This window comes from Pseudomonas sp. CAM1A (genome assembly GCF_047501685.1).
GTDB lineage: Bacteria > Pseudomonadota > Gammaproteobacteria > Pseudomonadales > Pseudomonadaceae > Aquipseudomonas.
Genome location: NZ_JBFNXP010000005.1, coordinates 247,275 through 261,043, shown reverse-complemented (window position 1 = coordinate 261,043; position 13,769 = coordinate 247,275). Strand labels below are relative to the sequence as shown.

10 protein-coding genes, 1 rRNA gene and 1 pseudogene are annotated in these 13,769 nt (G+C 64.5%); 9 read left to right on the top strand and 3 right to left on the bottom strand.

The window, feature by feature from the left end; translation table 11 throughout:
* The 6 genes from rrf to ABZO33_RS15455 form a co-directional block, all read left to right on the top strand.
* Positions 1 to 94 (top strand): 5S ribosomal RNA (rrf, locus tag ABZO33_RS15480); the annotation flags it as partial.
* 445 nt (positions 95 to 539) lie between these two features.
* The gene (locus ABZO33_RS15475) at positions 540 to 2,183 is read left to right on the top strand and encodes an acetolactate synthase large subunit (protein WP_094011782.1); all 1,644 of its coding nucleotides are present in this window, start codon (positions 540 to 542) and stop codon (positions 2,181 to 2,183) included.
* Positions 2,184 to 2,346: 163 nt separating this feature from the next.
* Positions 2,347 to 2,901 carry a UPF0149 family protein gene (locus tag ABZO33_RS15470; RefSeq protein ID WP_414536742.1) on the top strand — a complete coding sequence of 185 codons (555 nt, stop codon included), beginning with the start codon at positions 2,347 to 2,349 and terminating at the stop codon, positions 2,899 to 2,901.
* Between the two features lie 177 nt (positions 2,902 to 3,078).
* Positions 3,079 to 3,708 (top strand): glutathione S-transferase family protein, encoded by a 630-nt coding sequence (locus ABZO33_RS15465; RefSeq protein ID WP_414536741.1) that lies wholly within the window; start codon positions 3,079 to 3,081, stop codon positions 3,706 to 3,708.
* An 18-nt stretch (positions 3,709 to 3,726) separates the two neighbouring features.
* A complete protein-coding gene (locus ABZO33_RS15460; protein ID WP_414536740.1) occupies positions 3,727 to 5,742 on the top strand; it encodes a pyridoxamine 5'-phosphate oxidase family protein in 2,016 nt (671 codons plus the stop codon).
* A 46-nt stretch (positions 5,743 to 5,788) separates the two neighbouring features.
* Positions 5,789 to 6,688: a LysR family transcriptional regulator gene (locus ABZO33_RS15455; protein WP_414536739.1), complete on the top strand. Its 900-nt coding sequence runs from the start codon at positions 5,789 to 5,791 to the stop codon at positions 6,686 to 6,688.
* Between the two features lie 17 nt (positions 6,689 to 6,705).
* Here the strand turns inward: ABZO33_RS15455 and ABZO33_RS15450 are convergent, their stop codons facing one another.
* From ABZO33_RS15450 to ABZO33_RS15440, 3 genes are all read right to left on the bottom strand, one after another.
* Complete coding sequence (locus ABZO33_RS15450; RefSeq protein ID WP_414536738.1) at positions 6,706 to 8,136, bottom strand: PLP-dependent aminotransferase family protein; 1,431 nt, start codon at positions 8,134 to 8,136, stop codon at positions 6,706 to 6,708.
* 17 nt (positions 8,137 to 8,153) lie between these two features.
* A complete protein-coding gene (locus tag ABZO33_RS15445) occupies positions 8,154 to 9,584 on the bottom strand; it encodes a transporter (protein WP_414536737.1) in 1,431 nt (476 codons plus the stop codon).
* A gap of 210 nt (positions 9,585 to 9,794) precedes the next feature.
* Entirely contained in the window at positions 9,795 to 11,276 is a 1,482-nt protein-coding gene (locus tag ABZO33_RS15440) for a PLP-dependent aminotransferase family protein (protein ID WP_414536736.1), read from the bottom strand.
* A gap of 223 nt (positions 11,277 to 11,499) precedes the next feature.
* Here ABZO33_RS15440 and ABZO33_RS15435 point away from each other — a divergent pair, with 223 nt between their 5' ends.
* The 3 genes and pseudogenes from ABZO33_RS15435 (at position 11,500) to ABZO33_RS15425 (ending at position 13,647) form a co-directional block, all read left to right on the top strand.
* A complete protein-coding gene (locus tag ABZO33_RS15435; protein WP_414536735.1) occupies positions 11,500 to 11,970 on the top strand; it encodes a GNAT family N-acetyltransferase in 471 nt (156 codons plus the stop codon).
* A gap of 236 nt (positions 11,971 to 12,206) precedes the next feature.
* Positions 12,207 to 12,581: pseudogene (locus ABZO33_RS15430) on the top strand (HipA domain-containing protein); the annotation flags it as partial.
* Between the two features lie 31 nt (positions 12,582 to 12,612).
* Positions 12,613 to 13,647, top strand: a complete 1,035-nt coding sequence (locus ABZO33_RS15425; protein WP_414536734.1) for an alpha/beta hydrolase family protein — start codon at positions 12,613 to 12,615, stop codon at positions 13,645 to 13,647.
* Positions 13,648 to 13,769: the final 122 nt, after the last annotated feature.

Below are 13,769 nucleotides of genomic sequence, written 5' to 3'. Positions count from 1 at the left end.
AACCACCTGATCCCATCCCGAACTCAGCAGTGAAACGATGCATCGCCGATGGTAGTGTGGGGTTTCCCCATGTGAGAGTAGGTCATCGTCAAGATTCATTTCGCAAAACCCCTATCTGCGCGAGCAGGTAGGGGTTTTGTCTTTTCCGTGTTCCAAAACCAGCACCGCCCCTACTGTTGAAACACACAACGTGGGATCGGGCTTGTCGGAACGCCGCACCGCCCGGATGAGGCCAGCCCAGGCAACATCACCGCCTGATCCGGCCTAATCGCGGGGCAAGCCCGCTCCCACGGTATTCTGTTCCTACAGGGGATCTGTTTGCTGACGATCATGCAAATATCCTTTGCTCGTCGGCTACCTCACACCACCACCTCACAGGTGCGACAATATTGCCGTCACAATTACGTGACTTCCCCGCACCTACCCTGCGTCAAGGCTTAGGTTCGGGGCAAACCTGGCACCCGGACCGAGCGATGCCAGCGTACCGTGCTGCGCATTTCTGGACTTTCACCGTCCTATTACTTGAGGTTAGAAGCAAGATGGCCAAGGCCGCCGATGTCGTTGTGCAATGCCTGGAAAACGAAGGTGTCGAGTATGTGTTCGGCATTCCCGGTGAGGAAAACCTCGACCTGCTCGAGTCCCTGCGCAAGTCGAAGATCAAGCTGGTACTGACCCGCCACGAGCAATCCGCGGGCTTCATGGCCGCTACCTACGGCCGCCTGACCGGCAAGACCGGCGTCAGCCTGTCGACCCTCGGCCCCGGTGCCACCAACCTGGTGACCGCCAGCGCCTACGCGTATCTCGGCGGCATGCCGATGATGATGATCACCGGCCAGAAGCCGATCAAGAAGTCCAAGCAGGGCCGTTTCCAGATCATCGACGTGTGCGGCATGATGGACCCCATCACCAAGTACACCCACCAGTTCGCTTCGGCCGACAACATCCCTGCGCGCATGCGTGAAGCCTTCCGCCTGGCCGAGGAAGAGAAGCCGGGCGCCGTGCACCTGGAGCTGCCGGAGGACATCGCCGCCGAGCAGACCGACGCACTGCCGATCCCGCGCAGCCTGCACCGTCGCCCCTTGGCCGAGCACGTGGCCATCGAAGCTGCCGTCGAGAAGCTGAAGAACGCCCGTAACCCGATCCTGGTGATCGGCGCCGGCGCCAACCGCAAGATGACCGCCAAGGTCCTCAAGCAACTGATCGACAAGACCGGCATTCCGTTCATCACCACCCAGATGGGTAAAGGTGTGGTCGACGAGCGTCACCCGCGTTTCCTGGGCAACGCCGCGCTGTCCTCGGGTGACTTCGTTCACCGTGCTGTCGAAGCGGCCGACCTGATCGTCAACATCGGCCACGACGTGATCGAGAAGCCACCGTTCTTCATGGTCCGTGGCGGTACCGAAGTGATCCACGTGAGCTTCCGCTCGGCCGAGGTGGATGCTGTCTACTTCCCGCAGGTGGAAGTGATCGGCGACATCGCCAACGCCGTGTGGCAGATCAGCGAAGCGCTGACCGACACCAGCCACTGGGACTTCACCCGCCTGATGGCCATCCGCGAAGCCAACGAAGCACAGATCGCCGAAGGCGCTGACGACAACCGCTTCCCGGTCTACCCGCAGCGCATGGTTGCCGACATCCGTCGCGCCCTGCCGTCCGAAGGCATCGTCGCCCTGGACAACGGCATCTACAAGATCTGGTTCGCCCGCAACTACAAGGCGCACAAACCCAACACCGTGCTGCTGGACAACGCCCTGGCGACCATGGGCGCCGGCCTGCCATCGGCCATGGCCTCGCACTTGGTCTACCCGGACCGCCCGGTGATCTCGGTCTGCGGCGACGGCGGCTTTATGATGAACAGCCAGGAGCTGGAAACGGCAGTTCGCTTAGGGATGCACATCACCGTGGTGATCCTGCGTGACGACGGCTACGGCATGATCCGCTGGAAGCAGGCCAACATGGGCTTCACCGATTTCGGCCTGGACTACGGCAACCCGGACTTCGTCAAGTACGCCGAAGCCTACGGTGCCAATGGCCACCGCGTGGAGAGCGCCGAAGGCTTCCTGCCGCTGCTCGAGCACTGCATCAAGACCCCGGGCGTGCACGTGATCGACTGCCCGGTCGACTACAGCGAGAACGACCGCATCCTCAACAGCGAGCTGCGTGAGCGCGCGCTGGCGGTCTAAACCGTAGCACCCTCATCGCGGGGCAAGCCCGCTCCCACGTTGTGCAAGAACAACGTGGGAGCGGGCTTGCCCCGCGATCGTTTTATTGGCGCGGTGAATGCCTGCGCCGCTTTTCCCATGTGTTAGGGTGCACCCATATTTTGTTTCCTCAGGACACCCACCCATGCTCCCCGCGCTCAGCGAAAAAGAACTCGACCGCCTCGAAGACCTGCTGATCACCTACGGCAACGATTATTCGGTACTCAACCTCGCCGAGCTCAACGGTTTCTTCACTGCGCTGGCCAGCTCCCCCAACAAGGTCAACCCTGAGCAATGGCTGCCTTCTGTCGCCGGTGGCAAGGTGCCTAAGTTCAAGAAGCCTGCCCATGAAGAAGCGTATACCGCGCTGATGTTGCGTTACGCCAGTCAGGTGGCGGAAGAGCTGGCCGATGACCTCGAGCACTTCGAACCACTGTTCGAGGAGAGCGAAGGCGAGGAGGGGCCAGCGATCATTCTCGAGGAATGGTGCTTCGGCTACATGCGCGGCACGCAAGTGGCCGAGTGGAGCGAGCTGCCGCCAGAACAGGACCGTCTGCTCAAGGCCATTTCCCTGCACGGGCTGGAAGACAACTTCGAGCTGCTCGATTCGATGAGCTTCGATGAGCACCAGGCCTGTGTGCCACTGGTGGTCGAGGCGGCGCGGGGGTTGTATCTGTACCAGAAACAGCACCGTCATTGAGATCGTAAGCGCGGGCGTGTGGGAGCGGCGATGCGGCGACCCGACTTGCCCCGCGATTGTGATTATTCCACCTGCCGAAATACTGGATTGCTCCCAGCACTGATTCTGCTGTCGGACGATCCAGTGCAGCATGTCCTCCAGCAGCGTCACTCCCGGCGCTGACCTGGAGCCCCGCACATGCCAAGCCCGATCAAGCTCTACAACTTCCCCAAGTCCGGCCACGCCCACCGTATCGAGCTGATGCTGTCGCTGCTCGAACTGCCTACCGAGCTGGTCTTCGTCGACCTGGCCAAGGGCGAGCACAAGCAGCCTGAATTCCTGGCCATCAATCCCTTCGGCCAGGTGCCGGTGATCGATGACAACGGCATCGTCATCGCCGACTCCAACGCCATTCTCGTTTATCTGGCCAAGGCCTATGGCGGCGAGCGCTGGTTGCCCACGGATCCGGTCGGTGCCGCCCGTGTGCAGCGCTGGTTGTCGGTCGCGGCGGGTCCTCTGGCCTTCGGCCCTGCAGCGGCACGCCTGGTGACGGTATTCGGTGCCTCGTTCAACACCGACGAAGTGATTGGCCGCGCCCATACCCTGCTCAAGGTGATCGACGCCGAATTGGCCAAGGGCCCGTTCCTGGTTGGTGACCAGGCGACCATCGCTGATATCGCCAACTACTCGTACATCGCCCACGCGCCGGAAGGCAACGTGTCGCTGGAGCCGTACCCCAACGTCCGCGCCTGGATGGCCCGTGTCGAAGCGCTGCCGGGCTTCGTGCCGATGCCACGCACGGTCATCGGTTTGCAGACCACGCTCTGAACCCAGAGGAATGCCGCCATGCGATCGCCCTGGCATGCAGGTGAAAAACGGCTGCAGGAGCAAGTCGGTGTTGCAGAGCGCATGGAGGTGTTCGGCCAGAAGGTCATCCGCGACTTCATGCCCGACCAGCATCGCGCGTTCTACCAGCAGTTGCCGTTCCTGGTGGCCGGTGCCGTGGATTCTGCTGGCACCCCTTGGGCGACGCTGCTCGAAGGCGTGGAAGGCTTCGTCAGCTCGCCCGATCCCCGGCAACTGCTGATCGGCACTGAGCCTGCCGCTGATGACCCGGCCACGCCGGGCCTGGTGGATGGCGGTGCCATCGGCTTGCTGGGGATCGAACTGCATACCCGGCGGCGCAACCGGCTCAATGGCCTGATCCGCAGGGCCGGCACCGGGCAGCTGGAGGTGGTGGTCGAGCAGTCGTTCGGCAACTGCCCCCAGTACATCCAGCTGCGCGAATACACTCGCGTCGACGAGCCGCCGCAGGGGCGTCGGGACTCATCGGTACTCGATGCCGCGTCCCGCGCCATGATCGAAAGCGCCGACACTTTCTTTGTCGCCAGTTACGTCGAGCAGGAAAACGGCCAACGTGCCGTGGACGTGTCCCACCGCGGCGGCCGGCCCGGTTTCGTCAGGGTCGAAGGCAACCGCCTGACCATCCCCGACTATGCCGGCAACCTGCATTTCAACACCCTCGGCAACCTGCTGGTCAACCCGGTTGCCGGCCTGTTGTTCGTCGACTTCACCACGGGGGATGTGCTGCAGGTTTCAGGGCGAACCGAGGTGATTCTCGACAGCCCGCTGATCAGCGCGTTCGAGGGGGCCGAGCGGATCTGGACCCTGGACATCGAGCAGTTGGTGGTTCGCCCGGCCGCCATATCGTTGCGCTGGGCCTTCCAGGAGTACGCCCCCACCAGCCTGATGACCGGCACTTGGAGTGAAGCCGAACAGCGCCTGCAACAGCGTGAGCGCCAGCGCCAATGGCTGACCTGGCGCGTGCTGCGTATCGAGCAGGAAAGCCGCGATATCCGTTCGTTCTACCTGCAACCCGAGGAGGGTACGGCGGTGACCTTCGCGCCCGGCCAGCATATTCCCGTGCGCCTGCAGGTTGATGGAGAGGCACCGCTGATCCGCACCTACAGTCTGTCCAGCGCACCGTCCGATGGTCACCTGCGCATCAGCGTCAAGGCGCAAGGGCCTGCCTCAAACTATCTGCACCAGCAATTGAAGGTGGGCGATCCTTTGCAGGTACGCCTGCCCATGGGCAGTTTCACCCTGGATCACACCAGCGACCGGCCCCTAGTGCTGGTCGGTGCGGGTGTTGGTATCACCCCGCTGATCGCCATGCTGCGCGAGCAACTGGCCTTGGGACTGGGGCGGCGTATCTACCTGTTCCACGGTGGCCGTACGCTGGGCGACCTGCCATTCCAGCACGAGCTTGCCGAGCTCCAGCAACACGCCGGTGGCCTGCTGAGCATTCACCGCGCCCTGAGCCTGCCCGAACCCCAAGCCGTGCTGGGCCGCGACTACGCCTTCGCCAGCCGGCTGGGCATCGAGCAGCTCAAGGCCACGCTGCCACTGGACGATTACGACTTCTACCTTTGCGGCCCGGCCAGCTTCACTCAGGATCTCTACGAGGGGCTGCGCACGGTGCATGTACCCGACGCCCGCGTCCATGCCGAAGCTTTCGGCCCCTCGACACTGCGCCGCCATACCGATGACAACCAGCCCACGCTGCAGCAACCGCCGCCCGCCAGGGAACCTGTGCCGGTGTACTTCGCCAGCTCAGCCAAGGAAGCGCGCTGGGCGCCCGGCGGTGGCACACTGCTGGAACTGGCGGAGAGCCGCGGCCTGTCGCCGGACTTCAGTTGCCGTGGTGGTTCCTGCGGCACCTGCAAGACCAAGCTGGTCAGCGGCCAGGTCCACTACCCGAACCCGCCCGCCGAACTGCCCGAAGCCGGTAGCGTGCTGATTTGCTGCGCGATTCCGGCCCAGGCCGAGGACGGCGCGCAAGCCGTGGTGCTGGAGCTCTAGCGTGCGCACAGGGATAATCGCCCCACGACAACGCGTGGGGCGCGGCATGGACCAGATCCACCTGATGAAAGTGTTCGTGGCTGTTGGCGAGCTGGAAAGCTTCGCCGCCGCCGCCCGTCGCCTGGCCATCTCGCCAGCGGCGGTGACTCGCGCTGTCAGCGCCCTGGAGGAGCAGCTCGGGGTCAAGCTGTTGCTGCGCACCACCCGCAGCGTGCGCCTGACCGAGGCCGGCGGGCGCTATCTGGAAGACACCCGGCATATCCTCGCCAGCATTATCGAAGCCAACGAAGCCGCCGCCGGCATCAATGCCGCGCCCAAGGGTGACCTGGCGGTGACCGCGCCGATCCTGTTCGGCAAGAAGTTCGTCATGCCCTGCATCGTGCGCTACCTGCAGCAATACCCCGAGGTGGACGTCTCGGCGTTCTTCCTCGACCGCGTGGTGAACCTGGTGGAAGAGGGCATGGACGTGGCCGTACGCATTGGCCAGTTGCCCGACTCGGGCCTCAAGGCGTTGCGGGTGGGCAAGATGCGCCGGTTGCTGTGCGCCTCGCCCGAATACCTGGAGCGCCATGGCACGCCGCGCCATCCTTCGGAGTTGCAGAAGCACGAAGTCATCGCCGCCGGGACCCTGTCACCGCGCACGGACTGGCGTTTCGGCGCCATCGACGACCCGACACTGATCCGCATGAAGCCACGCCTGACCGTGACCAGCAACGACGCCGCCATCGCCGCGGCCAGTGCCGGGCTGGGGATCGCCCGGCTGCTGTCGTACCAGGTGGCCGACGAAGTGGCGACGGGGCGGTTGCGGGTGATCCTGGCCGAGTACGAGGAGGCGCCGTGGCCGATCCATATCCTGCATCGCGAGAGCAAGTACGGCTCGACCAAGGTGCGTACCTTCATCGACATGCTGGCCGAGCATCTGCGCAGCCATGCGCACCTGAGCTGATCGAGCGGCCTATCGGCTCAGCTCAGGCAAGGCACCTGCGCCTGCCGAGCACAAGCCGCCAGTACCTTCAGACCGCCCACCACCTCCGGCGTAATCACCCGCCCAAGGCATACCCGCAACCCCGTGCCACAGTGCCCATCGGCAAAGAACATCCCGCTGTCGCCCACTTTGCATCCGCGCTCGGCGGCAAGCCCTCGCAACACCGCCATGTCTGTCCCTTCCGGCAATTCGAGCCAGTGAATGAATCCTCCATCAGGCGCCACATACCGCGTCCCCGGTGGAAACGCCGAGCGCACCAGCGTCTCCATCACCTCGGCCTGCGCCGCCAGCCGCCCACGCAGCTTCGCGCAATGCGCCTCCATGTACCCGCGCGCGATGAACTCGTCCAGCACCCGCTGGGCCAGGCTCGACACCGCCAGGTTGCGCGAAAACAGCTGGGCCAGGATCGCGTCCCGATAGCGCCCGGCCACGCACCAGCCCACCCGGTAGCCCGGCGCCACGGTCTTGGAGAACGACGAGCAGTAGATCGTCTGCCCGGTCGCGTCGTAGTGCTTGATCGCCTTCGGGCGCTGCGCTTCGTTCACCAGGTCGAAGAAGATGTCGTCCTCGATGATCGGCACATCCGCTGCCTGCGCCAGGCGCGAAAGCTCGGCCCGGGCCGCGTCGGGCATGATGAAGCCGCGTGGGTTCTGCAGCGTTGGGTTGAGGAAGACTACATCGACTTTCTTGCGTTTCAGCGCCCATGCCAGGTGCTCCAGGTCCATGCCGCTGTCGGCGTGGGTGCGGATGGGCAGGGCGCGCATCCCCAGGCGTTCGATGGTCTGCAGGATGCCGTAGTAGGTGGGGGTCTCGATGGCCACCGTGGCGCCCGGCCGGGCCACGGCCTCCAGGGCCAGCTCCAGGGCCACGGTGTCGCCCGAGGTCACCAGGATTTCATCCGGGCCGCAGGCCACGCCGCGCTGCAGCATCAGCCCGGCGATACGTCGGCGCAGCGAGGCCAGGCCAGGCGGGGCGATCAAGCCGGCCAGCGGCTGATCGGCCTTGCTGGCCAGGGTCGTCAGGCATTTGTTCAGCAGCACCTGGGGCGTGAGTTCGTCATGCAGCACCGCCGAGCTCAACGACAGCCCACCGTTGCTGGCGGCCTCGGCAAGCATGGCGACCACCGCGTGGTTGACGTTGACGCTGACACTGGCGAGGTCAAAGCCCTGCACCTGGGCCGCGCCCTTGGCGACGAAATAGCCCACCCGGGGCGTGGCCTGCACATAGGCATTGGCTTCCAGCTCCGCCAGGGCCCGCTGCACCGTGGCCAGGCTGCTGTCGAACAGCCGCGCCAGCTCGCGCACCGAGGGCAGTTGCGTGCCGGTGGGCCATTCGCCGCTGTCGATCTGGCGCAGCAGCCAGGTGTTGACGGTGTGCCAGCGTTTGTCGGGCTTGGGGTTGCGGTCCATGGCGGCCTTGTGTCGTGTCAGGCGGGGGCTCCGGAAAGGTAGAGCAAAACCACGCCGGTTGCAGCCACGATGACGATGTTCAGCAGCACCAGGGCAAAGCCGAAGCGGATCAGCCCGTGCTCTTCCTCGCGGTTGGCCCCGGCCAGCCCGATGATCAGCGACAGGATCGACAGCGAGCCCAGCGCGCCATGCCCGGCGGCGCTGTTGACCATCGCCGCCAGCCACGGGCCGTGGACCGTGGACAGCGCCGCGATGGAGGGCATCACCAACGTGTTGCCGCCGACATTGGAGCCGGTGACATAACCGGCCAACCCCGCCAGCAGCGATACCGTCGATGCCAGCGACACCCCGGACAGCGCCTGCAACGCCCGCTGCGCCTCGACCAGGAAGCCGGCCTTGACCATCACCTGCGACAGCAGCAGGAACAGGAAGATCGTCGCCACCGGGAACCGCGCCCGCGTGACCAGCGCCTGCCATGGGAAGCCCGTGCCCTGGCGGCCGACCATCATCAGCACCACCAGCAGCAAGGCCAGCCCCGGCGAAGCCAGCGGCTTCCACGACACATTGGCGCCGTGCACAACCCACAGCCCGTCCCAACCCGACAACAGGAACAACGCCCGCGATGCGATGATCACCGCCAGCAGGGCCAAGTACGGCCACGCCGCCTGCGGCCAGCGCACCAGCGCCCCGCGCCGCGCCCAGGAGATACCCAGGCCGACCGCGGCCACTGCAAGCCCGGCCAGCACACCCGAGGCTTCCGGCCCGATCCAGCGGTTGACCGCATACAGCACTGTGCTGAACAGCAGCGAGATCAATCCCAGCCCGAGCCATGCCCGTACATTGCGAACACCCGCCAGGCCCAACGCCACGGCGGCCAGGCAGAGGAACACCGGAGCACTGACCAGCGCTGAATGGCTACCCAGCTCCTGCGCCGGCACATGCGCCAGCAACGCGCCGATCACTGTCGCCAGCCCGAGCGTGCCCCAAGGCATCACCACCATGCCGGCCAGCGCCATCTTCATGCCGACTTGGCGCGAGAACAGCCCCATCAGCAGCGGCACCGTGGCGATCAGCGACACCCCGAACCCGGTCATCGCCTCCAGCAGCGGCGCCAGGCCCAGCACGATGAAGATCACCTGCATCGGCGGCGTCCAGCCCAGCTCGCGCACCCAGGCGCCGATCGCCTGCGGCGCGCCGGCGCGTTCGACCAGGATGACGAAGGCCAGCCCCGGGACGATCACGCAGGCGGTACTGAGGAACAGGATCAGTGTGTCTTGCAGGATCGCGCCGGACACCGCCGTCGACAGCGGCTGCGCGGCGCCCAGGCCCCACAGCAGCAGGACACCCGCCACGCCGGCCAGCGCGGCCTGTACGGGCGGGCGGCGCAGGAGCAGGATCAGCGCGATCACCAGGCCTATGGGGGACATTTGCAGCAGCAGGGCAGCCATGATGCGGGTTCCTTTAGCCATCCGGGGGAGTGTGGAAGGGATGGTGGAACGAAGGACTAGGCAGCGACAGATACAGGGGGTGGGGGTTTTTCAATACAGCCCCGGAGCTTGTGGCGTTGGGGCCACCTGTTTGCACCTCCTCTCAAGCCAATGCCTGGATTTCTGGGCACTGACTGCGATATTGGCCGTTAATGCCTGCAATCCGAGGCGTTATCTGGCCAAACCTGCCAGCACCTTCCCCAGTTTCACCACCGCCTCCCTCATCTCGGCGGGCGTCAGTGCCGCAAACCCCATCAGCAAGCCGGCATCGTTCCTCGGCATCGCGTACAAGCTGCCCAGCCCCAACAGATCGATTCCCGCTCCGCGTGCCGCCCTGACCACGGCGTCTTCCGCCAAGTCCTGTACGAAGTGGCAGGGCATCTGCAGCCCGCCCACCGGCACTTGCGGGCGCAGGAACGCCCCCAGGTGCCGCTGCACCAGGTCCGCCAGCACGTCGCGTCGCTCGGCATAGAGGCTGCGCATGGCCCGCACATGGGCGTTGAAGTACCCGTCCTCCATGAACCGGGCCAGGGTCAGCTGGGCGATGGACGCGTTGTGGCCATCCTGCAGCGTTCGCGCGGCGGTCATTGGCGCGACGAGCTGGGGTGGCAGCAGCAGGTAGCCGATGCGCAGCCCGGCGCCCAGCGACTTGGTGAAGGTGCCGATGTACAGCGTGCGCGCGTGCGAATCCAGGCCCTGCACGCAGGCGGTGGGGCGGCCGGCGTAGTGGAACTCGCTGTCGTAGTCGTCCTCGATGATCCACGCCCGCTGCTGGCGCGCCCATTCGATGGCCAGCAGGCGCCGGTCCAGCGACAGGGTGGCGCCGGTCGGGTATTGGTGCGAGGGCGTGAGGAACAGCGCCCGGGCATCCGGCGCTAGCTGGGCCATGCCGTCCACCTGCAGGCCGTGCGCGTCCACCGGCACCGGCACGCCTTGCAGCCCGGCGGCGCTGATGGCCTTGCGGGTGCCTTGGTACAGCGGGTCCTCGACCAGCACCCGGTCGCCTGCGTCCATGAGTACCTGGGCGCACAGGCCCAGGGCCTGCTGCGAGCTGGTGAGGATCAGGATACGGTCGGCGGATGCCTGGGCCCCGCGCTCAAGGTTGAGGTAGTCGGCGATTGCATTGCGCAAGGGGGCCATGCCCTGCGGCTCGCTGTGTTCCAGCGCCCGCGTGCCATATTCTTTGTACACCTGCCGCTCCAGCTTCTCCCAGGCGGCCAGGGGGAAGTGCCGGGTTTCCGCCACGCCCGGGGCGAAGGGGCGGGGCGACTGGAAGTTGTGGACGCCACCGCTGTGCAATAGCGCTTCACCTCGGCGGCTCAACTGCACCGGGGCTTCGCTGTGTGCCGGCCGCTGGCGCTTGCGCGACGGCAGGCACCGGGCCCGTTGCGACACAAAGCTGCCACTGCCCACGCGCCGCTCGATAAAGCCCTCGGCGTGCAACTGGCTATAGGCCGACTCCACGGTATCCCGCGAGACGCCCAGCGAACTGGCCAGCGACCGCGATGCCGGCAGCGGCTTGCCGACCGACAGGGCACCCTCAAGGATCAACTGGCGGATGGCCCGCTGGATGCGCACGTGCCGCGCCAGTGCGCCATGGGCGGGATCGGTTAGCCAGGCTTTTACCGATTCCAGCTGGGCGGTTTTGAACATTGGCCTGGGTCCTTGGCGGGTGGATTTGACAGATGCCTGCCAATCCAGGGGCCGGATCGCGCCCCTAAAATGGTCTGGTTACTACCGAATAATTGGCAGGTAAAAACCAGCCATTTATCCGCTATAAATCCCAGGTCCGCAAGCAATCACCAAGGAAGGCAAGCGCTACGGACAGGCCGGCCCCCTCACTCATTCAGCTGTGTTGTCCAAAGGGGTTTGAACAATGACCACCACCCAACTGCCCGTTTTCGTACGCGAAGTGAAGCAAGCCGACCAGCAGCCATGGTCCGCCTACTGGGCGCAATACCAGGCCTTCTACCAAGTGGACCTGGGCCCAGCCATCACCGAGCGCACCTGGGCGCGCTTCTTCGACCCGGCCGAGCCCATGCACTGCGCCGTGGCTACCGACGGCGAGCAAATCTTCGGCTTCGTTCACTACGTGTTCCACCGCTCGACTTGGGGGCGCAATGATTTCTGTTACCTGGAAGACCTGTACGTGTGCCCGAATGCGCGGGGGAGGATGATCGGCAAGCGGCTGATCGAGTTCGTTCAGCACCAGGCCCGGCAGCAGCGGTGTGACCGGTTGTACTGGCATACCCAGCAGGCCAACAAGACTGCGCAGCGGTTGTATGACTGGATTGCCGACAAGCCGGGGGTGATCGAGTACCGGATGCCGCTGGATGTTGCTCACTAAGTCCTTAGTGAGCTGATGAGGGCGTGGGAGCGGGCTGGCCCCGCGAAGGATGGCACCGGCTTCGCGGTTTAAGTTGCCGCCGCTCCCACGGTTCATTCATCAGAAATTGTCCTCGGACATTTTCTGATCCGAATAGGAAAAGGACCGCGATACCAAAATTAAATCCATTTTTGTGTGTGTTAAGTGATATTTAGCTGGATAAAAGCAAAAATCTAGGAATTAGCACCTAAGCACTCTACTCCCATGCGTTGTTCAACGTGGCCTTCAACAACCGCGACGACCACCCCAAGAACTTCGCCTACCTGATGTCGCGCACGGGGCAGTGGACGCTGGCGCCGGCCTACGATGTGACCTTCTGCGAAGGCCCTGGGGGCTATCACCAGATGGATGTGATGGGCGAGGCCCTGGCGATCGATCGCACGGCGATGCTGGCGCTGGCCCATGAGGCGGAAATCCCCCCAGCCAAGACGGGGGCGCTTATCGAGCGTTTTTGTACAGTGGCCAGCCAGTTCACTACGTTGGCCGAGCAGCACTACCCGCGCATGATCAGCCCGGATACATTGCGCATGATGCAGGGCCGGATCGACGAGAACATTGCCCTGCTGCGCTGATCGATGCAGACCCTTTCAAGGACGAAAAACAATGAAAACAATGCTCGGCTTGTTGTTTCTTATCTGTCTGAACTTACCTGCCTTCGCGGGCGATATTCCCATCGGTTTCCAGGCCTCCAAGCTCTCGGACGGGCAAAAGGATCGCCCGCTGGAGCTGGTGGTCTGGTACCCGAGTACAACCACTGCCACGCCACAATTGATCGCGGATACACCGGTGTTTGTCGGCGATCTCGCCGTTCGTGATGCGCCACCGGCCCCAGGTGCGCATCCATTGGTGGTGCTTTCCCACGGTTTTCGCGGTAACTGGGGCAACCAGTCATGGCTGGCCACCGCGCTGGTGCAACGGGGTTACATAGTGGCGGCGGTCAACCACCCGGGCACGACCACCCGTGATCGCGACCCTGAAGCCGCTGCCCAGTTGTGGCAGCGCCCCATGGACCTGCAGCGGGCCATTGATGCGGTGCAGGCTCAGCCGGATCGGTTTGGGGCGGTGGCGAAGCAACAGATTGCAGTGGTGGGGCATTCACTGGGTGGTTGGACTGCCCTGGAAATCGCCGGGTCGCGGTTCGATCCCGAGCGGTTTTCCCAGGACTGCAAGGCCCATCCGCAGTTGGCCAGTTGTGGCGTCTACAAACTGGCCAACCCTGACGCGGCAGCGCAAGCCCGGCTGGGCGGCGACCTGAGCGACAAACGAGTCACCGCCATCGTGACCCTGGACCTGGGCCTGTCACGCGGCATGACGACTGAAAGCCTGGCGGCGTTGCCGGTGCCTACACTGGTGATCGCGGCCGGCGCACCTTCTGAAGACCTCCCGGCACAGTTGGAGTCCGCCGACCTGGCCAAGCGCTTGCCCCCGGCGACCAGCCGCTATGTCGAGATCAAGGACGCCAGCCACTTCAGCTTCCTGTCGATGTGCAAACCTGGCGCGCTGGCGTTGCTTGAAGAAGACGCGCCAGGTGATGGCGTCATTTGCCGGGATGGTGAGAATGCTCGGCCGCGGGCGTTGATCCAGCAGCAGGTTGTTTCGTTGATTGCCGAGTTTCTGGGGCAGTCATTTCGTAGCTGACGAGTGATGATCAAAGTGGCGGCGGATCTAGTGTCCTGTCTCGGAAACAAGCTGTTCACTTTTGGCGGTGTCTTGGCCGAACACCCAAGGCACTCGCCAAAAGAGAACGTATTTCCGAGACC

Excerpts from the sequence above, each read along its gene's own strand:
- ABZO33_RS15425 (WP_414536734.1), top strand. The coding sequence starts at position 12,613 with ATGAAAACAATGCTCGGCTTGTTGTTTCTTATCTGTCTGAACTTACCT.
- ABZO33_RS15445 (WP_414536737.1), bottom strand. The coding sequence starts at position 9,584 with ATGGCTGCCCTGCTGCTGCAAATGTCCCCCATAGGCCTGGTGATCGCG.
- ABZO33_RS15455 (WP_414536739.1), top strand. The coding sequence starts at position 5,789 with ATGGACCAGATCCACCTGATGAAAGTGTTCGTGGCTGTTGGCGAGCTG.
- ABZO33_RS15435 (WP_414536735.1), top strand. The coding sequence starts at position 11,500 with ATGACCACCACCCAACTGCCCGTTTTCGTACGCGAAGTGAAGCAAGCC.
- ABZO33_RS15470 (WP_414536742.1), top strand. The coding sequence starts at position 2,347 with ATGCTCCCCGCGCTCAGCGAAAAAGAACTCGACCGCCTCGAAGACCTG.
- ABZO33_RS15440 (WP_414536736.1), bottom strand. The coding sequence starts at position 11,276 with ATGTTCAAAACCGCCCAGCTGGAATCGGTAAAAGCCTGGCTAACCGAT.
- ABZO33_RS15450 (WP_414536738.1), bottom strand. The coding sequence starts at position 8,136 with ATGGACCGCAACCCCAAGCCCGACAAACGCTGGCACACCGTCAACACC.
- ABZO33_RS15465 (WP_414536741.1), top strand. The coding sequence starts at position 3,079 with ATGCCAAGCCCGATCAAGCTCTACAACTTCCCCAAGTCCGGCCACGCC.
- ABZO33_RS15460 (WP_414536740.1), top strand. The coding sequence starts at position 3,727 with ATGCGATCGCCCTGGCATGCAGGTGAAAAACGGCTGCAGGAGCAAGTC.
- ABZO33_RS15475 (WP_094011782.1), top strand. The coding sequence starts at position 540 with ATGGCCAAGGCCGCCGATGTCGTTGTGCAATGCCTGGAAAACGAAGGT.